We start from the raw sequence: 21,153 nt of genomic DNA, 5'->3' as shown, positions 1-21,153 counted from the left end.
CGGAATTAGACCTGTTGATCATTCGCAAGCTTCGCTGATTCGCCGCTCCGGCTTCGCAGAACGTGGCAACGGTCCATGGATGACGGTCGCGCCGCGGGGTGCCAGAGTCGGTGCTGCGGCCGGGAGGCGCACCCGACAGCACCGAACGACCAGGTCGGTCACGCCTGGACGGGCTGTCCGGGCGACCACGTCCCGCGGCCTCGCACCGCCGCCCGGCACCGCCCGGCCGCCCGCCCACCCCTCGCCCGGTGAGGGGTGTCACATCCTTCGCAACGAGCATCCTCGGGAGCAGACCATGACGACGTCGGTTCGGCAGCAGCAGGAGCGGCAGGCGGCGGAGCTCGCCGCGCGGTGGGCGCAGGACCCCCGTTGGGCCGGCGTCGAGCGCAGCTACACCGCGGCCGACGTCGTGCGGCTGTCCGGCACCGTCCGCGAGGAGCACACGCTGGCCCGGCGGGGCGCCGAGCGGCTGTGGCGGCAGTTGCACGAGCAGGACTACCTCCACGCGCTCGGCGCGCTGACCGGCGGTCAGGCCGTCCAGATGGTCAAGGCCGGACTGCAGGCCATCTACCTGTCGGGCTGGCAGGTCGCCGCGGACGCCAACCAGGCCGGCCAGACCTACCCCGACCAGGGCCTCTACCCGGCCAACTCCGTTCCCCAGGTGGTCCGGAGGATCAACAACGCGCTGCTGCGCGCCGACGGGATCGACGCCGCCGAGGGCAACGACGGCCCGGACTGGCTGGTGCCGATCGTCGCCGACGCGGAGGCCGGCTTCGGCGGCCCGCTGAACGCCTTCGAGCTCACCAAGGGCATGATCGCGGCCGGTGCGGCCGGCATCCACTACGAGGACCAGCTCGCCTCCGAGAAGAAGTGCGGCCACCTCGGCGGCAAGGTCCTGGTGCCCACCGCGCAGCACATCCGCACCCTGAACGCGGCGCGCCTCGCCGCCGACATCGCGGACGTGCCGACGCTGATCGTGGCCCGTACCGACGCGCTGGCCGCCAACCTGCTCACCACCGACGTGGACGAGCGCGACGCCCGGTTCTGCACCGGCGAGCGCACCGCCGAGGGGTTCTTCCGGGTCGAGCCCGGCATGGCCCCGGTGATCTCCCGCGGCCTGGCCTTCGCCCCGTATGCGGACCTGCTGTGGGTGGAGACCGGCACCCCGGACCTGGCCCAGGCCCGGGAGTTCGCCGAGGCGGTGAAGGCCGAGTACCCGGACCAGATGCTCGCGTACAACTGCTCGCCGTCGTTCAACTGGAAGGCCGCGCTGGACGACGACGAGATCGCCAAGTTCCAGCGCGAGCTGGGCGCGATGGGCTACCGCTTCCAGTTCATCACGCTGGCCGGCTTCCACGCGCTCAACCACTCGATGTTCCAGCTGGCCCGCGGCTACGCCGAGCACGGTATGACCGCCTACGTCGACCTCCAGGAGGCCGAGTTCGCCGCCGTCGCGGACGGCTACACCGCCGTCCGGCACCAGCGCGAGGTCGGCACCGGGTACTTCGACCAGGTCTCCACCGCGCTCAACCCGACCGCCGAGACCCTGGCGCTCACCGGTTCCACCGAGGCCGAGCAGTTCCACTGACCCGCCCCGCGGCCGCCCCGACGGGGGGCTCCACGGCCGCACCGCCCCGCCCGGGGCCTCGTTGAGGGACGAGGCCCCGGGCCCCACCTTCCTGGAGACCCGGATGAGCCCGACCAGCCGCACCGAGATGCCCGTCGAGATCCTCGGCGAGAGCGAGGACCGCTTCGAGGAGATCCTCACCCCCGGGGCGCTCGACTTCGTCGCCCGCCTGCACGGGGCCTTCGCCGGCCGCCGCGCCGAGCTGCTCGCCGCCCGGCGGCGCCATGCCGCGGCCCTCGCCGACGGCGGCACCCTGGACTTCCTCCCGCGCACCCGGGCCGTCCGCGAGGACCCCGACTGGCGCGTCGCCGGCGCCGGTCCGGGCCTGGCGGACCGCCGGGTGGAGATCACCGGCCCGCCGGAGCGCCGGATGACCGTCAACGCGCTCAACTCCGGTGCCAAGGTGTGGCTGGCGGACTTCGAGGACGCCACCGCCCCCACCTGGCACAACCTGGTCTCCGGTCAGCTCAACCTGCTCGACGCCGTCGAGCGCCGGATCGACGACACCACCCCGGACGGCCGCCGCTACCGCATCGGCGACACCCCGGCCACCATCGTGGTCCGCCCGCGCGGCTGGCACCTGGACGAGGCCCACCTGCTGGTCGACGGCCGCCCGGCGATCGGCGCGCTGGTCGACTTCGGCCTGTACCTGTTCCACTGCGGGCGGCGGCAGATCGACCGCGGCAGCGGCCCGTACTTCTACCTGCCCAAGCTGGAGAACCACCTCGAAGCCCGCCTTTGGAACGACGTCTTCACCTACGCCCAGGCCGAGTTGGGCATCGAGCACGGCACGGTCCGGGCCACCGTCCTGATCGAGACCATCACGGCGGCGTTCGAGATGGAGGAGATCCTCTACGAGCTGCGCGAGCACGCCGCCGGACTCAACGCGGGCCACTGGGACTACCTGTTCAGCCTGATCAAGAACTTCGTCGCGCACGGCCCCCGCTTCGTCCTGCCCGACCGGGCCTTCCTCACCATGACCCAACCGTTCATGCGCGCCTACACCGACCTGCTGGTGCGCACCTGCCACCGGCGCGGCGCCCACGCCATCGGCGGCATGGCCGCGGCGATCCCGCAGCGCGACCCGGAGGCCAACGAGGTCGCCCTCACCCGGGTCCGGCTCGACAAGGAGCGGGAGGCCGGCGACGGCTTCGACGGGTCCTGGGTCGCCCACCCCGGTCTGGTCGACACCTGCCGTACCGCCTTCGACGCCGTCCTCGGCGACCGCCCGAACCAGCTCGACCGAAGCCGCGCGGACGTCGAGGTCACCGCCGCCGACCTGCTCGCCGTCCACCGCCTCACCGTCGGCCTGCCCACCGAGCAGGGCCTGCGCTCCAACGTCGCCGTCGCCCTGCGCTACCTCACCGCCTGGCTCGGCGGCACCGGCGCGGTCGCCGTCCTCGGCCTGATGGAGGACGTCGCCACCGCCGAGATCGCCCGCTGCCAGCTCTGGCAGTGGCAGCACCACTGCACCCGGCTCACCGGCGGAGCCCTGGTCACCCCGGACCTGGTGCGCAGGCTGATCGACCGGGAGCGGGCCGTCCTGCTCGCCGAGGGCGCCGACCCGCAGCTGGTGGACGACGCGGTGCGGGTGCTGGAGGAGACCGCGCTCGGCCCCGACCTGCCGTCCTTCCTCACCACCGAGGCGTACGCCCGCCACCTGGTCAAGGTCCGTACCGCGGCCTGATCCGTCCGCCCTGGAGGCACCTGTGAACGACATCCGCCGCGTCGCCGTCGTCGGCGCCGGACAGATGGGCTCCGGCATCGCCGAGGTCTTCGCCCGCGCCGGGCTCGACACCGTCGTGTGCGAACGCGACGCCACCGCCCTGCGCGCCGGCCGCGCCCGCATCGACCGCTCCCTGCACCGCTCCGCCGAGCGCGGCCGCATCGACGAGCGGCAGCGCACCGACGCCTGGGCGCACCTGCTGTTCGCCGACGACCTCGAGGCCCTCGCCGACCGCCAGTTGGTGGTCGAGGCGGTCGTCGAGGACGAGGGCGTCAAGACCGAGGTGCTCAGCGGCCTCGACAAGGTCCTCGGCGACGACGAGGCCGTCCTCGCCACCAACACCTCCGCCATCCCGGTCACCAGGCTCGGCATCACCACCACCCGCGCCACGCACGTGCTCGGCCTGCACTTCTTCAACCCGGCGCCGGTCATGCCGCTGGTCGAACTCGTGGAGTCGCTGCACACCCGCCCCGAGGTGTCGCGGCGCGTCGAAGCCTTCGCGACCGGCGTCCTCGGCAAGCACGTGATCCGCTCCCCCGACCGCGCCGGCTTCGTCGTCAACGCGCTGCTCGTCCCCTATCTGCTGTCCGCGATCCGGATGGCCGAGGCCGGGCACGCGGAGCCGGAGGACATCGATGCCGGCAGGGTCCACGGCTGCGCCCACCCGATGGGCCCGCTGCGGCTCGCCGACCTGATCGGCCTGGACACCGTCGAGGCGATCGCCCGCTCGATGTACGAGGAGTACAAGGAACCGCTGTACGCGCCGCCGCCGCTGCTGTCCCGGATGGTCGAGGCCGGGCTGCTCGGCCGCAAGACCGGCCGCGGCTTCCACTCCCACCGCGAGGGCTGACCCGGCCCCTGCGGCCGGCGGCAGGGGCTCAGGGCAGGGGCTTCTGCTTGAGCTTGGCCCAGACGGTCTCCAGGGCCTCGATGTCGTGGTCGTCGAGGCGGTCGTCGAAGACCTCGGCGAGGGCGGCCCGGCGGGTGGCGTCGGCCTCGGCGAAGGCGCGGCGGCCGGCGTCGGTGAGGGTGATCCTGATCGAGCGGGCGTCGGTGGGTGAGGGGACGCGCTCCAGCAGCCCGCGCTCCTGGAGGGAGTCGGCGACCCGGGAGACCTGGCTGCGGCTGAGCAGGGTCCGCTCCCCCAGTTCGGACGCGGCGACCGGCTCGTCCGAACCGTTGAGCCAGAGCATGACCTCGAACCAGGACAGCGGCAGCGCGTGGGCGCGGGTCAGCGCGCGGTCGACGTGCGCGGTGAGCGTGGCGCCGGCCCAGACGAGACCGTAGAAGGCGTGGTCGCGGGCGGAGAGTTCCCCCAGGGTGAGGTCGGAGCGCGTCATGGCCACCACCGTACCTGTTTGCGTGTGCGCGCACACAGTCGTACGGTGTGTGTGCACACACGCAAACCCACGGGAGAAACCACCATGAGCACCGAGCGCATCGTCCTGATCACCGGCACCTCCTCCGGCATCGGCCTGGCCGCCGCGGTCGCCGCCGCCGAGGCGGGGCTGCACGTCGTCGCCACGATGCGGGACACCGCCAAGGCCGGCCCGCTGCTGGCGGCGGCCGAGCAGGCCGGCGTCGCCGCGCGCATCCAGCTGAAGCACCTGGACGTCACCGAGCCCGCCTCCGTCGACGCCTGCATCGCCGAGGTGCTGGCCGAGCACGGCCGACTGGACGCCGTGGTCAACAACGCCGGCGCCGGCCTGGTCGGCACGGTCGAGCAGCTGGGCACCGACCCGTTCCGCCGGGCCATGGAGGTGAACTACTTCGGCGTGGTCGAGGTGACCCGCGCCGCCATGCCCCACCTGCGGGCCTCCGGCGGCCGGCTGGTCACCGTCACCAGCGTCGGCGGCGTGGTCGGCCAGCCGTTCAACGAGGCGTACTGCGCCGCCAAGTTCGCCGTCGAGGGGTTCATGGAGTCGCTGGCCCCGGTCGCGGCGACCACCGGCGTGCACGTCACGGTGGTCGAACCGGGCGCGGTGGCCAGCGAGTTCATCACCAGCCAGGGCATCGACGTGCCCGCCCTGCTGGCGGCGGCCGGACCGTACGCCCCCGCGCTGAAGTCCTACGTGGAGCGCACGCTCGCCGCCTTCTCCGCCGCCCAGACCTCGGCCGAGGCCGCGGCCCCGATCGTGGCGGCGCTCACCGCCGAGCGGCCCGCGTTCCGGATCCAGACCTCCGACCAGGCCCGTCAGTTCGTCGGTACCAAGCTGGCCGACCTGGACGGCTCCGCCGTCCAGGCCATGACCGGCGGCTGGGTCGCCTGACCTCGGTCGGCACGCAGTGTCCGCCGTCCGCGTACCCATCGGCCGGCGGACGTTCGATCCGCACGAGCTCCTTGCCGTCGAGCAGGCCCGCGCCAGTGTCCGTGGCATCGGTCACCTAGTGCGCGGCTCCCGCCCACTGGTCCCCGCACGGCCCGCCACCGCCGGCCTGCGCGATGGTGACCTCGCTGCCGTCCGGGCTGACCAGCGGCAGGTAGTAGCCGGCGATCTCGGTGCTGGTCTGCGGCACGTAGTGGAAGATCAGCGAACGCCGGAAGCGGTCGGCGGTGGTGTTGGGGAGCGACCCGTGGACGGTGCTGCCATGGAAGAGCAGCACGTCACCCGCCCGCATCCGGGTCTGCTGAACGGTCAGGCCGGTCGGGACGTGGACCACCTTGTCGGTGAACGACTCCGCGGGGTTCGCGTCCTGCGGGCAGACGACCTCCATGGCCTGGCTGCCCGGTACGACCTGGAGGGCTCCGTTGGCGGCGTCGCACTCGTCGACGGCGATCCAGGCCGCGATGCAGGTCTCGGGGTGCGAGCGCAGGAAGTAGCCGTCCTGGTGCAGGGCCTGGCCACGGGCGGCGGGGGGCTTGAAGTAGAACATCGACTGGGCTCCGTACGCCGGTCCGATCAGCGCGGTGACCAGGTCGAGCAGTCTGGCGTCGGTCATCAGTGCGCGGGCTCGGCGGCCGACCTCGAGTTCGGGGCGCCGGTGCGGGTTCAGGAAGCGGGGGTACCGGGCGAGGACGTCGTCGTCCGTGACTTCCTCGACGGCGCCCACGAAGCGGTCGGCCTCGACCTGGGCCATGAACACGGCGCGGATCTCGTCGGTCTCGGCCCGGGAGAGCACCTGTTCGACATGGACCACGCCGTCGCGGTCGTAGCGGTCCCGCAGAACGGCGAGGTCGGTCATGGGGGAGGAAGGAATGGTGTGGTTCATGGTCCAATCGTCGGCGCGGGCCCCGCTTCGGGGTATAGATCGACTCGCCGTCCCCATGGAGGATCCTGCTGTGGTGGCATCTCCCCGAGCAGCCGGCATCACCTCGCCGACCAGGCGTGCGGTCTGCGGTCGGTTCGAGGAAGGTCTCGACTACCGCACCGTGCGGCCGGACGGGACGCGCGACTGGGTGCTGTTCGTGACGGTGGCCGGGCGCGGCCGGCTGCGGTGTTCCGACGGCATCGACGTGCTCGCGGTACCGTACCGGGTCGTCCTCGTCGGGCCCGGCACCCCGCACGACTACGGCACGGACCGCGCGGCGGGCCACTGGTCGTTCCGCTGGGCGCACCTGGATCCGCGCCCGGAGTGGATCCCCTTGATCGACTGGCCCGCGGCCGCGCCCGGCGTACGGAGCATCGCGTTGGACCGCGCCACCTGCAGGCGTGTCGTCGAGGCCCTGGACCGGGGCGTCTCCGCTGTTCGGTCCGGGCTGCGGCACGACGCTCTCCTGGCGATGAACGCCGTCGAGGAGGCCCTTCTGTGGTGCGACACCCGCAATCCGCGCGAACCGGTGCTCGACCCCCGGCTCCTGGCCGTCCTCGAGTACGTGGGTGACCACCTCGGCCGCCCGCACACCGTCACCTCGTTGGCCCGGATCGCCGGACTGTCGCCCTCCCGCCTGAGTCACCTTGCCGCCTCCCAGCTCGGCACGGGGCTCATGGCGCACGTGGAGCGGCGGCGCATGGAACTGGCGCGGCAACTGCTCGGCGCCACCGATCTGCCCGTCGGCCAGGTGGCCCACCGCGTCGGATTCACCGACCCCTTGTACTTCTCGCGGCGGTTCCGCGCGGCAACCGGGATGGCCCCCGTCGAGTTCCGCGCCTCGGAGAGTTCCGGCACCTGACGGTGGTCTTCGCGGACGCCCCGCACACGAAGACCACCGCCGGCGCATCAGCCCAGCAGCCCGACCCGGCGCGGCTCGGCCCGGCTCGGCCCGGATCAGCCCTGGCTCAGCCCCGGTCGGCCTCGCGGACGGGAAGCCGCCAGATCCGCTCGCAGACCTTCAGGTCGGCGGCGGCCTGGGCGGCCCGCGCCCGGGGCGAGGGCCGGGAGCGCCGCGGGTGGGCCCGGCGCTCGGCGCGCAGGCGCTGGCGCCGCCGGAGCCAGACCTCCAGCCCCGGGCAGAACTTGACGTCCAGGGCCCACCAGGTCAGGGCCGACCCGCTCAGCGCGGTCAGCACCACCAGCAGCCACAGCCACGGACTCACCGCGCCACCTCACTCGGCGCGAGGCGGGCGCGGCACTCGGCTGGCATCTCGGGTCTCCCTCCGGACGGGCGGATCTCTCACCCGGTTACCACGGGCCGGGGCCGGGGAATGTTGCACCGTTCGCCGAAGCGATTCTCAGCCGGTCAGCCGGGCCAGTTCCCAGGGGTCGTGGGCGGAGAACACGGTCACCTCGCCGCCGTGCAGCCGCACCAGTTCGCGCAGTCGGGCGTGGTTGGCCAGCCGCAGCGGCCGGTCGACCTCGGTCAGCTCCTGGAGGACGTCCATGCCCGGGTGGCCGTGCGGCGCGTCCGGGTCGACCTCGCCGTGGAAGTAGTAGGCGTCGCCGCAGTGCAGCAGCCAGCGGCCACCGTCGCGAACGGCCACCGCGGCGTGCCCGGCGGTGTGCCCGCCGAGCGGCACCAGCAGCACCTCCGCATCGACGCCGTCGAGCGGGCGGACGGCGTCGAAGCCGTACCAGGACTCGCCGCGGCCCGCCGGGTGGGGCGCCCAGTCGGGCCGGTGCGCCCAGTGGTCGGGGCGGTAGCGGATCCGGTCCTCGGGGTGGCGGCCGGCTCCGCCGAGTGCGGTGCGGTGCTCGTCCTCCAGCAGGTGGACCTTCGCACCGGGGAAGTCGGGCAGCCCGCCGGCGTGGTCGAGGTCGAGGTGGGTGAGCACGATGTGCCGGACGTCCGAGGCGTCGAACCCCAGTCCGACGACCTGCCGCAGGGCCGTCTCGGCGGGATCGAGGACGGGCCGGGCGCGGGCCAGGAACTCGGCACCGAGGGTGCGTTCGGGGGTGGCGACGTCCGCGGTGCCGAGGCCGGTGTCGACCAGGATCAGGCCGTCACGGTCGGTCTCGACGAGCAGACAGTGGCAGACGGCGGGCAGGCTCTCGCCGCCGGACTCGACGGCACGCATCGAGCCGCAGTTGAGGTGGTGGATCCGCATGGGTGCACTCCCGTGGCATGGACGGCCCGCGGCATGGCGGCAGGCAGGGGCAGCATTAGCGAACGATCGATCGCTATTAGCGAACGGTCGTCAGGTTAAGCTCGGACCATGAGCCCACGCAAGTCCGTCGCCGAGACCGCCCTCACCCGCGCCCGGATCGTCGACCGCGCCTTCGCCCTCGCGGTCGCGGACGGCCTGGAGGCGGTCACCATCGGCCGGCTGGCCGAGGACCTGGGGATGAGCAAAGCCGGGGTGATCGGCCCGTTCGGCACCAAGGAGTCCCTGCAACTCGCCGTCGTGGACGAGGCCGTGGACCGCTTCCGGGCCCGCGTCACCGCTCCGCTCGCCGGCGCGACACCCGGCGCCGGCCGGCTGGCCCGGGCCTTCGCCGAGTGGATCGCCTACATGGGCTCCGCCGGACACGGCGGCTGCTTCCTCACCTCCGTCGCGGCCGAGTTCGACGGCCGCCCCGGCCCGGTCCGCGACCGGATCCGCGAGGCGCTCGCCCGGTGGAACGCCTTCGTCGCCGGCGAGATCGCCGCCGCCCTCGCCGCCGGGGAACTGCCTCCCACCACCGACCCCGACCAACTCGCCTTCGAACTCGCCGGCACCGCCCTCTCCGCCGACCAGGCGATCCAGCTCTGGCACGACCCGCTCGCCGCCGACCGCGCCCACCGCGCCGTCACCCGCCTGCTCGCGTCCCCACCCGTCACTCCCGCGCCCTGAACCCACCACCCCGCCATCCGATGCGCATCCCCCGTCCGCCCGGTGCGCCGGGGGCGCGGACCAGCGGCGGCGAACGTAGGGTCGGGGCATGGGACGGGCCGAGGCGGCGCTGCTCGACATCGACGGCGTCCTCACCATTGACTGGCTGCCGCTCCCCGGCGCGGTGGCGGCGGTGCGGGAGCTGCACGACGACGGCGTGCCGTACGTCCTGCTCACCAACACCACCTCCCGCACCCGGACCTCGATCGCCGAGACGCTGGCCGCGGCCGGCTTCCCGGTCGGGGTCGACTCGGTGCTCACCGCGCCGGCCGCCGCGGCCGCCCGGCTCGCGGGCAGCCGCTGCCTGCTGCTGAACAGCGGGGACATCCGGGAGGACCTGACGGGTCTGCACCTGGTGGAGGATCCGGCCGAGGCCGAGGTGGTACTGGTCGGCGGCGCCGGGCCGGAGTTCGACTACCGGGCGCTGGACCGCGCGTTCAACGCGCTGCGCGGCGGGGCCCGGCTGGTCGCGATGCACCGCAACGCCTACTGGCGGACGGCCGCCGGGCTGCGCCTGGACAGCGGCGCGTTCGTCGCGGCGCTGGAGTACGCGGCGGACGTCCGGGCCGAGGTGCTCGGCAAGCCGGCCGAGGCGTTCTTCGCGGGCGCCCTCAAGCGGCTGGGGGTGGGCGCGGCACAGGCGGTGATGGTCGGCGACGACATCGAGTCGGACGTGCTCGCGGCGCAGCGGTACGAGATCACGGGCGTGCTGGTGCGGACCGGCAAGGCGGCCGGCGGGCCGCGGCACGGCAGCGGCGAGCCGGACCACGTCCTCGACTCGGTGGCGGACCTGCCGGGGCTGCTGGCGCGGCTGCGCCGCGGCTGAGGCGACCGCCGGGTCGCAGCTCGTCCGGGACGCGGTTGCGGCACCGGCAAGGGCGCCGGCCTTCCGCGTGGGAAGGCCGGCGCCGCGGTGCGGCCGCGGTCAGTGCTGCTGCGGCCGCGCGCGGTGGTCGTCCGCGTAGGAGGTGAGGTAGTCCGCGGTCGGGGTGCCGACGCCGGTGACGTCGTCGTAGCCGGGTACGGCGTGCAGGGAGGAGTCCTTGCCGAGCGAGCGGATCGAGGTGGCGGTGCCGTCGGCGGCGTTCACGCCGTTCACGAAGTCGACCCGGACCTCGGCGAGTTCGACGTCGGGTCCGAAGGGGTGGTCGGTGACGTCGTGGTAGGAGCTGCTGCCGAACCGGTCGTAGATCGCCGGGTTGGCGAAGCCGAGTGCGCAGCCGGCGGCCTGCTGGGCGAGCGCCTGGAGGCCGGCGATCACCGGGGCGGCGAGGCTGGTGCCGCCGATCCGGTACTCGCTGTACCTGACGGTGCCGTCCGGGAAGGTCTGGGTCTGGCCGACCAGGAAGCCGGTGTTGGGGTCGGCCACGGCCGCGATGTCGGGGACGACCCGGTTGCGGCCGCCGTTGGCGCCGGAGAGCGAGGTCGGGACGACCTTCCGCTGGTAGGCGGGCTGCGGGACGCGGGCGCTGGTGCCGCCGCCGGCGCCGCTGGTGAACGGTCCGGGGAAGTTCACCCAGCTCTGGCCGTCCGCGGCGAGCGCGGCCTTGTGGGTGCCCCAGCCGGTCTCGAAGGAGTACGCCGCGTCGCGGTCCAGGCCGAGCGAGGTTCCGCCGACCGCGGTGGCCCAGTCGAGCGAGGCGGGCATGTCGGTCTGCTTCTTGCCGGTGGCGGCCTCGTCGTCGCCGTCGTCGCCGCTGGAGAAGTAGAAGCCGATGCCCTGGGCGGCGCCGCTGCGGAAGATCTGCCCGTAGACCGGGTCGAGGGCGGGGTCGCTGTCGCTCTCGGCCTCGCCCCAGGAGTTGCTGACGATGTCGGCCAGGTGGGCGTCCACCACCCGCTGCAGGGCGTCGATCATGTCCGGGTCCTGGCAGGACGTGGCGCCGACGTAGCGGATCGCGGCGGAGGGCGCGACGGCGTGGACCGCCTCCACGTCCAGGGTCTGCTCGCCGTACCAGCCCTGGGCGCCGCAGCCGGTCGGGTCGGCATCCGACGGCGCCTGGGTGTGGGTCCACATCAGCGGGTCGTAGCGCAGCAGTTGGTCCTTGCCGTACGGGGCGTCGCCGTGCGCCGCGGCGTACGTGGTGACGTCGTCGCCGAGGGTCGGCGAGTCGTAGGCGTCGATGATCGCCACCGTGACGCCCTCACCGGTCAGCCCGGTGGCGGCGGCGCCGTACGCGGAGCGCAGGTGGGCGCCGTCGTAGCCGTGCAGGGCGTACGGCTGCACCTGGCCGTACGCGGGCGGGGTGCCGGTCGCCGGGTTGGAGCCGTAGTAGTCGGAGAACGGGCCGGAGTTGACGAAGGCGGAGGCCGGGCCCGGCAGGGTGTCGCGGCGGGCGGGCCCGGCGGCCGCGCCCGGCCGTCCCTCGCCGCCGCCGTGGTGGACCTGGTGCGGGGCGGTGTTCAGCCCGTAGACGGCGAGCACCGCGCCGGCGACGTCGGAGGGGACGGAGGCGTCGGCGTCGGGTGCCTGGTAGGTCTCGGCGCCGCGGCGGAAGGAGTGCAGCTGGACGCCGAACGCCTGCTGCGCCTGCTCGGCGGTGCCGGAGGCGACCAGATAGTGCTCGGTCTCGCCGGTGACGGTCAGGCCGGTCGAGGCCAGCCAGCCGCGGACCGCCGCGACCTGTTCGGGGCTGGTGCCGAAGCGCTCCTTGAGCTCCTCGGGGGTCAGGTACTGGCGGTACTGGTCGGAGTGCGGGTCGGAGACCGCCCGGGCGAAGGCTTCCAGTCCGGCCTGGTCGCGGCCGGCCAGGTAGATGCGCACGCTGACCGGCGCGGCGGACTGCACCGGCCCCTGGTCGGCCGAGGGCTCGGCCCAGGCGGGGTGGGTGCCCGGGAGGACGCGCCGGCTGTCCGGCGAGGAGGCCGCCTGGACGGGCGCGGCGGTGGCGAGGCTGAGGGCGATCAGCGGGGCGGCGACGGCCGCGGCGAGGAGTCGGTGACGACGGGTCATACCGCTACCACTACGGTATGTCCGCCTCACTCCCGGTGATCACCCGCGCGTCCGGCCCGCAAGTTCACACCCCCGCCCCACACGACGGGTCCGGCTGCACCCGTCTGATATGACGGAGCCTCACGACTTCACGGGTTCACGGGGGAAACATGGACACCGCACCGACCGCGGGCGCGCCCGCCACGCCGATCACCGCCGGAGCCGATGGCACCGGCGCCGCCGACACCGTGGTGGTCCGTCCCACCGGGCAGATCCACTGACCGGCGGGACGGGAGGGGGAGTCGTGCTGAGCAACACCTATCACCGTTTCGCGGGCAGCAACCTGGAGCGCCTCGCCGTGCTGAGCGACGGCATCTTCGCCGTCGCCATGACGCTGCTCGTCCTCGACCTGCACGTGCCGTCGATCGAGCCGCCCGGCGGAGCGGGGCCGCTGTGGGCCGCCGGGGCCTGGCACGCCGAGCACGCGCTGTGGTCCGCCCTGGTCGGGCTCGCCCCGCGGGTCCTGGTGTACCTGCTGGGCTTCCTGACCCTGGGCATCTTCTGGATCGGCCGGCAGACCCAGCTCAACCACTTCGAGCGCAGCGACCGCCGGCTCACCTGGATCCACCTGGCGTTCCTGCTGGTGGTCGCGGTGATGCCGTTCTCCACCTCGCTGCTGGCCGAGTACACCGCGCTGCGGGTCGCGCTGCTGGTGTACTGGCTGCACCTGCTGATGCTCGGGGCGCTGCTGCTGGCGAGCCTGCGCTACGCCGCCCGGGCCGGGCTGATCAGGGACGGCGGGCCGGCCACGGCGGGGATGCGCGCCGCGGCCGAGCGCCGGATCGTGGTGGCTCAGGCGCTGTACGCCCTGGCCGTCGTGCTGGGTGCGGTCAGCACCTGTCTGAGCGTCGGACTGATCATTGCGCTCCAGCTCAACTCGGCCCTGGCGCCGCGGGTCCGCCCGCTGGACCGGTACTGAGCCACCGGGGTCCGCGGTGTCAGCAGGCCGCGGCCACGTCGGGGCGGGAGGGGACCCGGGCGGCGGCGGCGAGCCGGCGGTCGGCGCGGCGGAACTGCTCGGCGACCCGGCCGCAGCCGGGGCACTCCTCGAGGTGGCGGGCCAGCTCCTTGCCGCGCCGGCGGCCGGGCCGCCGGGCGTCGCCGGTCAGCAGCGAGGTGAAGTAGCGGCACTCCATGGTGGTGCCCTCCTCGACGTGGGCGCGCAGGTACGCCTCGCGCAGCCCGGCGCGGGCGCGGGCGGCGAGCGAGCGCACCCCGCTCGGCGTCATGCTCATCCGCTGGGCGACGGTGGCGGCGGACTCGCCCTCCACCACGAAGAACCACAGCAGGACCTGCCAGCGCTCGGGCAGGTCGCGGAAGGCCCGGGCGACCAGGGCCATCTCCTCGGCGGCGAGCAGGGCGCCCTCGGTCTCGGCCTCGTCGGCCAGGTGCTCGGCCCAGGTGTGGAAGTCCTCCGGGAGCAGGACCCGGTCGCGGCTCTGGGCGCTCCACTCCATCGCGGTGCGCCGGACGCAGGCCATCAGGTAGGGGCGCCAGGCGTGCCGGGGGCCGCGGCCCCGGGCGACGGACTGGTAGGTGCTGGCGTACGCCTCGGCGGCGAGGTCCTGGGCGGTCTGCGCGTCGCGGCTGTAGCGGCGGGCGTAGGCGAGGACGGCGCCGTGGTGGCGGGTGAAGACCTCGGCCATCACCTCGCGGACCCGAGAGGTTCCGCTCGGGGTGGATCCGAGCGCCTCCGCGAGTTCGGCGTCGCTCAGCGCGCTCAGCGCGCTCAGGTCCGACTCGCGGGTGGTGCTGGTAGCAGGGGTCACCTTGTTCCTCCTCAGCTCTGGCCTTCTCACGAGGGGAGTTCGCGGGCCTGGCCGGCATGTCGGCCGCAGGGGCCGGAACGGAACTGCCTGGATGAAGGGCATCGACGGCGTTGTCTGCTGGGGCCGTCGGGACGGTGTGGCAGGAAGAGCCACAGCACACCAGTCCCACGGGTTTCGGGGCAACCGTCGGCGGAGCGTAGGCGCAGCGGGTGATTCCGGATCCGAATGTGGGGAATTCGCGTGCACGTGGGCGCGGCCGCGCACGGCTGGTGCCGCATATGCCTCCGGTACCGATCAGTAGCCTCCACCGAGTGTCTGACGGCTCCGCGTCAAGTGCGGCGGCGGGTGAATTTCGGGAAGGTTCAGGCCGTGTCGGCATGGTTGAACCTCCGTGTGGGATAGCGTTCGTGACGCTGTGCCACGACGCGGAGCGGCCCCGCACCGGACGACGACAGGGCGAGGGGTTCCACCGGCCATGGCCGGTGGAACCCCTCGCCCTGTCGTCGTTTCCGGTTTCGGTCAGCCGGACTGCGCCGGCGCTGCGGACCGGTCCGGGCCGGTGTGGCCCGCACCGGAGTGGTCCATGCCCGTGTGGTCGACCCCGGCGAGGATCTCGCCCCCCAGCAGCCCGTGCAGGCGGTCTGCCGTGGTGTCGGAGAGCACCACCACCCAGCCGTCGCCGACCAGGTAGGAGCCGCCGTAGTCCTCGGCCTGCGAGGTCCACGCCTGCTGGGCGGGTGCGGTGGGGAAGGTGGCGATCCACACCTCCTCCCCCGACGAGGTGCACAGGCCCTGCCGCAGGTCGGCGGTGTCGGCGGTGATCTCGGCCCGGCAGCCGATCCGTCCGGCGAGCTGCTCCACGGAGATGCGGCCGGTCGCCGGCCCGGCGGCCCGGGCGGACCCGGGCCAACCGCCGCCGCCGAGGAGTTCGGCGATGCCGAGCAGGAACAGCAGGGCCAGTGCGGCCCACTGGAGCACGGTGCGGCGCCGGGCCGCCGCCGCGAACGCGGCTCGCTGGGTGCTCACTTGCCGGTCGGCGCCTTGCCCTGTGCGTTGATCGCGGACCAGACTCCGCCGATCCCGTTCCCGAGCGCGTCACCGGGGTTCTGGTCGCCGGTGTAGGTGTACGCGGGGGTGCAGTTGATGCTCAACTGCCAGGAGCCGTCCGGGCGCTGCATCTTGCCGACGAGCTTCGGGTCGATGCCCTTGATCTTGCTCGCCTCGACCGGCGGGGCGGGCTTCCAGGTCTTCAGGCAGGTGGCGTCGCAGTTGGACTTCATCGGCCAGGCGGTGTCCTTGGCGAAGTGGTACAGGGTCATGCCGTTGGCGTCGACCATGATCTGGCCGAGCTGGGGGTGGTTCATCAGGGAGAGCTGGGCGCCCGACTGGGACGGCTGGGTGGGCTGGGGCATCGCGGTGGCGGTGTTGGCGGGCGCGGGCGTGGCCTGGGTGTCGCCGGACGCGGCGGCCTTGGCCTTGGTCCCGTCCGGGGCCAGCGCGAACCAGGTGCCGCCCACGCCCTGGCCCTTGGTGTCGCCGGGGGCGGTGTCCTGGGCGTAGCGGTAGGCGGGCCAGCCGCCGACGGTCAGCTGGTGGGTGCCGTCGGCCCGGGTGAGGTCGCCGAGCTTGGCCGCCTCGACGCCGGTGCCGGCGACGGTGGCCGCGTCGTTGCCGACCGGCGGCCAGGTGGTGGCGCAGCCGCCGGAGCAGTTGGACGCCGGCGGCTTGGCGGTGTCCTTGTCGAAGCGGTACAGGGTGAAGCCCTGGCTGTCCGTCAGGACGGCGCCGAGCTGGGCGTCCATCCGGACGGCGAGCTGTCCGCCGGGCTTCATGGCGCCGGCGGCCGGGGAGGCGGAGGAGTCGCCGTAGCCGTACCCGCCGGCCGGTGCCGGCGAGCCGGCCGCCTGCCCGTAGCCGGCCGCCTGGGTGGACGGGCTGGCGCTGCTCTTGGAGCTGTTGAGGGTCGCCATGAGCACCAGGCCGGCGAGCAGCAGGCAGAGGGCCACCAGGCCGTAGCGTTTGGTCGTCGTCGTCAAGGTCTCTTCCTTGTCTTCGGTCGGTCCGGTCGGGCCGGGCCGGAGGGGAGGTCCGGCCCGGCCGGTCGGCGGGGTGTTCGGACGTGCGGACGGTCGGTTCGGTCGGGCGTGTGTGGTCGGGTACGGGTGAGAGGACGGGTGGGCGGTCGGAGAGGGACCGGGGCCGGTGGGCCGGCGCTCAGCGGATCTTCAGCGCCAGCGCGGGGCACCGGTCGACCGCCCGGGCCGCCCGCTGGAGCAGCTGCGGCGGGACGGGCATGACGGCGGCGGAGGGGAAGCCGTCCGCCGCCAGGCTGATGACCTCGGGCAGGACGCTGGTGCACAGGCCGTGGGCCTCGCAGAGCGTCCAGTCCACGACGATGCTGGCAGCGCTCTCCTCGGCGGGGAGCGGCAGCACGTTCTGGACCGGCCGGCCGCAGCCGTACTGCTGGGAGTGCAGTTGGAGGTCCTCGTCGAAGACCTCCAGGGCGGAGGCGACGAACCGGGCGGCGGCGTCGGGGTGACTGCACGCGCCGCGTTTGGTGACGGCCCGCATCAGGTTCTCGACGTTCTGCAGGGCGGCGCGGCCACCGCCCAGCACCACCTCCTCCAGTGCGGTGGTCAGGGCGGGCAGTCCGAGGTAGCAGGGCCCGCACTGGCCCGCGGTCTCGTCGGCCAGCCAGCGGGAGACCCGGACGACCTCGCCCAGCGGGCAGGTGGTGGGCGGCAGCGGCAGGATCGCTCCGGCACCGAGCGCTCCGCCGAGGCCGCGCAGGGACTGGCGGGAGATCACGGCGGTGGCCGCGGCCTCGGGGGTGAGCCAGGTCCCGTGGAATCCACCGGTCAGGACTCCCTGTCCGATGTCGAGGTCGAACATCGCGAGCAGCTCGCCGAGCGGGACGCCCGTCGGCGTCTCCACCACCTGCGAGCCGGCCAGCGTCAGCAGGACGGTTCCGGGTTCCGAGGGCAGGCCGACCTCACGGTACGGCAGCGCCCCGAGGCGGGCCGCGACCGCGAGCTGGGCGTACGTCTCGGCGTTGGAGAGCAGGGTGGGCAGTCCGCCGACTCCGCTGTCGCTGGTCCGTACGCCGCCGCCGCGCGGGAGGGCGAGCCCGCCGGTGACCCCGCGGGCCAGGGAGCTCCCCTCCCCCGAGACGAAGCGTTCCGGGAGCCGGGCGACGGAGACCGGGAGCGGGGTGGAGCGGCGTTCGGCGAGCGCCGTGCGCAGCGACTGCTCGGTGTCGGCGCGGGTGACTCCGAGCACCACCTGTTCGGCATCGAGCGCGTCGGCGGCCAGCAGGGCCCCGTCCAGGACCAGGTGGGGGGTGCGCAGCAGCAGGGCGGCGTCCTTGAGGCAACTCGGTTCTCCTTCCGTTCCGTTGACGACGACGACCGGTCGGGCGCGGCGCCGGGCGGCCGACTTGGCGACGGCCCGGATCTTCGTGGCGAACGGGAATCCGGCGCCGCCGCGGCCGCGCAGGTCGACGTTCTCGGCCAGGTCGGCCACTTCGTCGATCGGCATGGACGGCAGCCGGCCGTGGACGACCAGGTGGTCGCGGTGGTCGAGCCGTTCGATCTGTTCCAGGCCGGCGAACAGGACGGGCCGGCCGAGCCAGGCGATCGGTGCGCCGTTCATCCCACCCGCCGTCCCCTGCCGGAGCCGGCGCCGGCGGTGGTGCCCGCCGGCGGCCGGCCGACCGTCTCGGGCCGGCGCGGGACGGCGCTCCGGCCCTGCGCACCGCGTTCCTGCAGGGCGAGCCGCAGGCCGAGTGCGAGAATCACGCCGACCACGGCGGCGCCGTACATGACGGTCACCCAGGAGGCGGGCAGCCGGCCGGCGTTCAGCCCGTGGATCAGGCCGGCGCCCCACGCGGGGTAGGCGAGGATGTGGACGATCCGCCACCGGCGGGCCTCGCCGGTGCGGGCCAGCAGGCCGCGGGCCGCGCCGGCGAAGGCCACCGCCAGCAGTACGTAGCCGGCCAGCACGCCGAGGCCCATCAGGACCGGTTTGCGCGGGTCGGTGAACGGTACGAACGCCGCCAGCGCGCCGATCTGGTGCTGGATCAGGTTCATCCACACGTGCAGGACGAGGAAGACCACGCCCCCGATGCCCATCGTCCGGTGGATCGCCTGGGCGGCCAGGCGGTGCACGGGGTAGAGCACCAGCCGGTCGGTGGCGGCGAGCCCCCACAGGACGGCGGAGGAGAACGACACCAGGGCGAGGACCCCGGCGGCGACCCCGAGGAAGGCCTGCAGTGCGCCGTTGACCAGCACCGCGGTCAGTGCCAGGCCTGCGGTCAGCCACGGGAGCAGCGACCACGGGCCCCGGCGGGACCGGCCCGCGCCCTCCGGACGGTTCGCTCCGGTGTCGCCCGGTGCCTGCCCGTCGCGACGGGCCCGCGTCGCCCGGTCTCCTCTGCCCGCCCGGCCCGTCGCGGCGGCTCGTCCCGCCCGCGCCGGTCCGGCGGCCGAGTGCCAGGCTCGGCGTCCTTGCCCTGTCAACATCACCGGGACCTCCGCCCGTGTTCCGTGGTCTGCTCGATCCGGGCGGCCGGGACCCTCCCGGCGGCCGGTGGGGCTCATCCGCAGCGTCGGCCCTCGTTGATGCAGCTCACCACCTGGTCCAGCAGGTTCCGGCTCATCACGTTGATGAAGTCCCCGTGGTCGGTGATCGGGTTGTGGAGCTGTTCGGGGAAGCTGTCGACGGCGAAGCGCACACCGGTGGGCACGTCGTAGGCGACCCGCTCGGTCAGTTGCGGGATGGCCCGGAAGTTCTTCGGGCAGCTGCCGTTCTTGGAGAAGGCGGTGTGGGTGCGGTGGTTGGCGCTGTCGATGTTCTTGCCGTCCCAGCAGTCGGGGAACTTCAGGGTGCGCACCACCCGGCTGCCGCTCGGGCAGATCGGGTACTTGTCGGCGAGCTGGCGGTCCTCGAAGCCGGTGCAGCTCCACGAGGCGTGGGCGTTGGCGGGTCCGTTGGTGAGGGCCTTGGCGTCGCCGGTGACGATGCGCAGGAAGCGGGTCATCGGCTGGACCTTGTTGCCGGTGGCGGAGGTGTAGGTGATGCCCACCTCGGCGGGCTGCAGGATGCGTCCGATGTTGCGGTCCTTGCCGCCGCCGGGGGCCTTGGCGTCCTTCTCGTTGGTGCCGTCGAGGACGCGCAGCACCGGCCAGTAGTAGGCGGACTGGTCGCCGTTGGTGCAGGTGGTGCCGGCGCCGGCGAGCTTGTTGTTGGAGGAGAAGCCGTCGGTGTCCTTGTTGCCCACGTAGTCGTGCATGTGGTGGGCGCCGTTGCTCACGCCGGGTGCCACGATGACGTTGTCGGGGTTGAGGTGGCGGTTCTCGTTGCGTCCGCACTGGGAGGTGAAGGTGCCGTTGGCGTTTCCGGTGCGGGCGGGCTTGGCGGTGTTGGGGGCGACCGACCTGATGTCGACGAAGCTGCGGCCGAGGCCGCCGGACTTCGCGGCCGACGCGGCGTTCTTGTCGGGGGTGGTGCCGCCGCGGCCGTCGGCGCTGAAGTCGCGGGCGGAGGCGTCGACCACCAGGTCGCGCCGGACCGCGCAGTTGGCGAGGCCGCTGAGGTCCTTCGGCAGGCCGGAGTCGGGGCCGGCGTTGGCGGCGATCTTCTGCAGGGTGGCGGACCGCTTCTGGGCGAGGGCGCCCATCACGCGCTGCTCGCCGCCTCCGGCGCCGGGCTCCGCCAGGCTGCGGTAGGCGTCGGCCACCTGGACGTCCAGGTCGGCGAGGTCGCGGTCGACGTCGGGCTGGGCGGCTTCGGGGACGGTGTCCAGGGCCTCCCCGACGTCGCCGCAGGCGACCGTGCCCACCTGGCCGTTGGCGCCGGCCTGCTGCTGCGACCACCACGGGCGCTGGCCGGCGAACGCCGCCGCGGCGAGGACGGACGCGCCGCTGACCGCCACCACCCCGGCCAGCAGCAGGGCGAACACCCTGCGCCTGGCTTTGTCGCGTTTGTGAATCCTCATATGCTCACCCTCGAAACGGGTTCGGGCCTGCCGGGCAGGCCGTGGAAAGAGGCAGCTGCGGCGAATGTCACCAGCCCGGTGTTCTCCAGGACCGTCATGTGGTCGAGCACCGTGTCGTTGGCGATCGTCGCGAGATCCCGGACCGCGGAATTCTTGGTGTTCGCCCGCACCTGGGCGACGACGGCGAACACCTGGCCGTGGGCATTGCGCACAATGTTGGCGAACAACCGGTCGAACTCCTCGCCCTGGGCCGCCTCCAGCTGTTTCAGCCAGCCCTTCTGCTGGTCGTTGGGCTCGTCGGGAACGGACAGCCCAAGCGTCTGGGCGGTGTCCAGGGTGTCCCGGTCGAGCTCGGTGTGCCCGTCCACCAGGTGCTGGCCGGCGGTCCTCACCTCGGGGGTGGTCCCCTTCGCAAGGGCCATCCGACCTGCGGGGATCTCCCACAGCCCGGCCCAGCGGACCCGCTTGACGAAGTCCCGGTCGAGCGCGGTCAGCGGCCCGGTCGGCGTCTGCACCGTCGCGGGCGACTCCTGGGCCTTGGGCATGCTGTACGAGCCCGCCGACCGGGCAATCGGCACCACCAGCGCCACCAGCGTCGACGCCATCGCCACGATCACCAACAGGGTGGCGAAGGAGCGCGGAATGCCGATCGGGACCTGAAAGGCATAGGCGCTGCTTCCGGGTCCGCGTTTCTTCCTCGAAGGGGACATCGGCTTTCCCATCCATTTCGGTATCGCGGGCCGTGGTCGGGCACCGGGCCGGGAAGTCCGCCACCACGGGCGGGCCGGTCACCGTGAAAAGAGGCCGGATCCGGGGTTTCGTCCCGCTCCTTTGCCAATCCTTTACCGGCGGGCAC

At 73.5% G+C, this 21,153-nt stretch carries 20 protein-coding genes; 8 read left to right on the top strand and 12 right to left on the bottom strand.

The genetic code is table 11. The features are described from left to right. Positions 1-295 precede the first annotated feature (295 nt). From aceA to FHR36_RS34270, 3 genes are all read left to right on the top strand, one after another. Positions 296-1,588, top strand: coding sequence for an isocitrate lyase (gene aceA, locus FHR36_RS34280; RefSeq protein ID WP_253803764.1), 1,293 nt, complete (start codon positions 296-298; stop codon positions 1,586-1,588). Positions 1,589-1,691: 103 nt separating this feature from the next. Continuing rightward, the gene (aceB, locus tag FHR36_RS34275; protein WP_253803762.1) at positions 1,692-3,314 is read left to right on the top strand and encodes a malate synthase A; all 1,623 of its coding nucleotides are present in this window, start codon (positions 1,692-1,694) and stop codon (positions 3,312-3,314) included. A 64-nt stretch (positions 3,315-3,378) separates the two neighbouring features. Next, positions 3,379-4,203, top strand: coding sequence for a 3-hydroxybutyryl-CoA dehydrogenase (locus tag FHR36_RS34270; protein ID WP_407660884.1), 825 nt, complete (start codon positions 3,379-3,381; stop codon positions 4,201-4,203). A gap of 28 nt (positions 4,204-4,231) precedes the next feature. On the opposite strand, the gene FHR36_RS34265 is transcribed toward FHR36_RS34270, so the two are convergent. After that, on the bottom strand, positions 4,232-4,693 hold the full coding sequence (locus tag FHR36_RS34265) for a MarR family winged helix-turn-helix transcriptional regulator (protein ID WP_253803758.1): 462 nt from the start codon (positions 4,691-4,693) through the stop codon (positions 4,232-4,234). 84 nt (positions 4,694-4,777) lie between these two features. On the opposite strand from FHR36_RS34265, the gene FHR36_RS34260 reads away from it, so the two are divergent. Continuing rightward, positions 4,778-5,623, top strand: a complete 846-nt coding sequence (locus tag FHR36_RS34260; RefSeq protein WP_253803756.1) for an SDR family NAD(P)-dependent oxidoreductase — start codon at positions 4,778-4,780, stop codon at positions 5,621-5,623. Between the two features lie 115 nt (positions 5,624-5,738). Here FHR36_RS34260 and FHR36_RS34255 read toward each other — a convergent pair whose 3' ends face one another. After that, positions 5,739-6,563: a phytanoyl-CoA dioxygenase family protein gene (locus FHR36_RS34255; protein WP_253803754.1), complete on the bottom strand. Its 825-nt coding sequence runs from the start codon at positions 6,561-6,563 to the stop codon at positions 5,739-5,741. 73 nt (positions 6,564-6,636) lie between these two features. Between FHR36_RS34255 and FHR36_RS34250 the strand changes: the two genes are divergently transcribed. After that, positions 6,637-7,464: a helix-turn-helix domain-containing protein gene (locus FHR36_RS34250; protein WP_253803752.1), complete on the top strand. Its 828-nt coding sequence runs from the start codon at positions 6,637-6,639 to the stop codon at positions 7,462-7,464. 106 nt (positions 7,465-7,570) lie between these two features. On the opposite strand, the gene FHR36_RS34245 is transcribed toward FHR36_RS34250, so the two are convergent. Further along, complete coding sequence (locus FHR36_RS34245; protein ID WP_253803750.1) at positions 7,571-7,828, bottom strand: hypothetical protein; 258 nt, start codon at positions 7,826-7,828, stop codon at positions 7,571-7,573. 135 nt (positions 7,829-7,963) lie between these two features. After that, positions 7,964-8,776 carry an MBL fold metallo-hydrolase gene (locus tag FHR36_RS34240; RefSeq protein WP_253803748.1) on the bottom strand — a complete coding sequence of 271 codons (813 nt, stop codon included), beginning with the start codon at positions 8,774-8,776 and terminating at the stop codon, positions 7,964-7,966. A 108-nt stretch (positions 8,777-8,884) separates the two neighbouring features. Here FHR36_RS34240 and FHR36_RS34235 point away from each other — a divergent pair, with 108 nt between their 5' ends. Together FHR36_RS34235 and FHR36_RS34230 are read left to right on the top strand one after the other, a co-directional pair. Further along, positions 8,885-9,502: a TetR/AcrR family transcriptional regulator gene (locus FHR36_RS34235; protein ID WP_253803746.1), complete on the top strand. Its 618-nt coding sequence runs from the start codon at positions 8,885-8,887 to the stop codon at positions 9,500-9,502. A gap of 88 nt (positions 9,503-9,590) precedes the next feature. Further along, on the top strand, positions 9,591-10,367 hold the full coding sequence (locus tag FHR36_RS34230; RefSeq protein ID WP_253803744.1) for an HAD-IIA family hydrolase: 777 nt from the start codon (positions 9,591-9,593) through the stop codon (positions 10,365-10,367). Positions 10,368-10,466: 99 nt separating this feature from the next. Here FHR36_RS34230 and FHR36_RS34225 read toward each other — a convergent pair whose 3' ends face one another. After that, entirely contained in the window at positions 10,467-12,494 is a 2,028-nt protein-coding gene (locus FHR36_RS34225) for a S53 family peptidase (protein ID WP_253803742.1), read from the bottom strand. Between the two features lie 283 nt (positions 12,495-12,777). Between FHR36_RS34225 and FHR36_RS34220 the strand changes: the two genes are divergently transcribed. Then, positions 12,778-13,452 (top strand): TMEM175 family protein, encoded by a 675-nt coding sequence (locus tag FHR36_RS34220; RefSeq protein WP_253803740.1) that lies wholly within the window; start codon positions 12,778-12,780, stop codon positions 13,450-13,452. Between the two features lie 19 nt (positions 13,453-13,471). Here the strand turns inward: FHR36_RS34220 and FHR36_RS34215 are convergent, their stop codons facing one another. From FHR36_RS34215 to FHR36_RS34185, 7 genes are all read right to left on the bottom strand, one after another. Then, on the bottom strand, positions 13,472-14,302 hold the full coding sequence (locus FHR36_RS34215; protein WP_253803738.1) for an RNA polymerase sigma factor: 831 nt from the start codon (positions 14,300-14,302) through the stop codon (positions 13,472-13,474). Positions 14,303-14,821: 519 nt separating this feature from the next. Continuing rightward, positions 14,822-15,328 (bottom strand): hypothetical protein, encoded by a 507-nt coding sequence (locus tag FHR36_RS34210; protein ID WP_253803737.1) that lies wholly within the window; start codon positions 15,326-15,328, stop codon positions 14,822-14,824. Further along, entirely contained in the window at positions 15,325-16,338 is a 1,014-nt protein-coding gene (locus FHR36_RS34205) for an SCO0930 family lipoprotein (protein ID WP_253803736.1), read from the bottom strand. The genes FHR36_RS34210 and FHR36_RS34205 overlap by 4 nt, the downstream gene beginning before the upstream one ends. A 178-nt stretch (positions 16,339-16,516) precedes the next feature. Then, positions 16,517-17,953, bottom strand: coding sequence for an NADH-quinone oxidoreductase subunit NuoF family protein (locus FHR36_RS34200; RefSeq protein WP_253803735.1), 1,437 nt, complete (start codon positions 17,951-17,953; stop codon positions 16,517-16,519). Further along, positions 17,950-18,591, bottom strand: coding sequence for a ferric reductase-like transmembrane domain-containing protein (locus FHR36_RS34195; RefSeq protein ID WP_253803734.1), 642 nt, complete (start codon positions 18,589-18,591; stop codon positions 17,950-17,952). The genes FHR36_RS34200 and FHR36_RS34195 overlap by 4 nt, the downstream gene beginning before the upstream one ends. A 305-nt stretch (positions 18,592-18,896) precedes the next feature. Continuing rightward, positions 18,897-19,625 carry a DUF1996 domain-containing protein gene (locus FHR36_RS40405; RefSeq protein ID WP_407660883.1) on the bottom strand — a complete coding sequence of 243 codons (729 nt, stop codon included), beginning with the start codon at positions 19,623-19,625 and terminating at the stop codon, positions 18,897-18,899. Between the two features lie 668 nt (positions 19,626-20,293). Then, the gene (locus FHR36_RS34185; RefSeq protein ID WP_253803732.1) at positions 20,294-21,019 is read right to left on the bottom strand and encodes a DUF4142 domain-containing protein; all 726 of its coding nucleotides are present in this window, start codon (positions 21,017-21,019) and stop codon (positions 20,294-20,296) included. Positions 21,020-21,153: the final 134 nt, after the last annotated feature.

Origin of the sequence: Kitasatospora cinereorecta (assembly GCF_024172095.1) — a bacterium.
GTDB lineage: Bacteria > Actinomycetota > Actinomycetes > Streptomycetales > Streptomycetaceae > Kitasatospora > Kitasatospora cinereorecta.
The sequence above is the reverse complement of the archived record's forward strand: the minus strand, read 5'-3'. Positions and strand labels throughout refer to the sequence as shown.

Excerpts from the sequence above, each read along its gene's own strand:
- aceA (WP_253803764.1), top strand. The coding sequence starts at position 296 with ATGACGACGTCGGTTCGGCAGCAGCAGGAGCGGCAGGCGGCGGAGCTC.
- aceB (WP_253803762.1), top strand. The coding sequence starts at position 1,692 with ATGAGCCCGACCAGCCGCACCGAGATGCCCGTCGAGATCCTCGGCGAG.
- FHR36_RS34270 (WP_407660884.1), top strand. The coding sequence starts at position 3,379 with ATGGGCTCCGGCATCGCCGAGGTCTTCGCCCGCGCCGGGCTCGACACC.
- FHR36_RS34265 (WP_253803758.1), bottom strand. The coding sequence starts at position 4,693 with ATGACGCGCTCCGACCTCACCCTGGGGGAACTCTCCGCCCGCGACCAC.
- FHR36_RS34260 (WP_253803756.1), top strand. The coding sequence starts at position 4,778 with ATGAGCACCGAGCGCATCGTCCTGATCACCGGCACCTCCTCCGGCATC.
- FHR36_RS34255 (WP_253803754.1), bottom strand. The coding sequence starts at position 6,563 with ATGAACCACACCATTCCTTCCTCCCCCATGACCGACCTCGCCGTTCTG.
- FHR36_RS34240 (WP_253803748.1), bottom strand. The coding sequence starts at position 8,776 with ATGCGGATCCACCACCTCAACTGCGGCTCGATGCGTGCCGTCGAGTCC.
- FHR36_RS34235 (WP_253803746.1), top strand. The coding sequence starts at position 8,885 with ATGAGCCCACGCAAGTCCGTCGCCGAGACCGCCCTCACCCGCGCCCGG.
- FHR36_RS34230 (WP_253803744.1), top strand. The coding sequence starts at position 9,591 with ATGGGACGGGCCGAGGCGGCGCTGCTCGACATCGACGGCGTCCTCACC.
- FHR36_RS34225 (WP_253803742.1), bottom strand. The coding sequence starts at position 12,494 with ATGACCCGTCGTCACCGACTCCTCGCCGCGGCCGTCGCCGCCCCGCTG.
- FHR36_RS34200 (WP_253803735.1), bottom strand. The coding sequence starts at position 17,953 with ATGAACGGCGCACCGATCGCCTGGCTCGGCCGGCCCGTCCTGTTCGCC.
- FHR36_RS34185 (WP_253803732.1), bottom strand. The coding sequence starts at position 21,019 with ATGGGAAAGCCGATGTCCCCTTCGAGGAAGAAACGCGGACCCGGAAGC.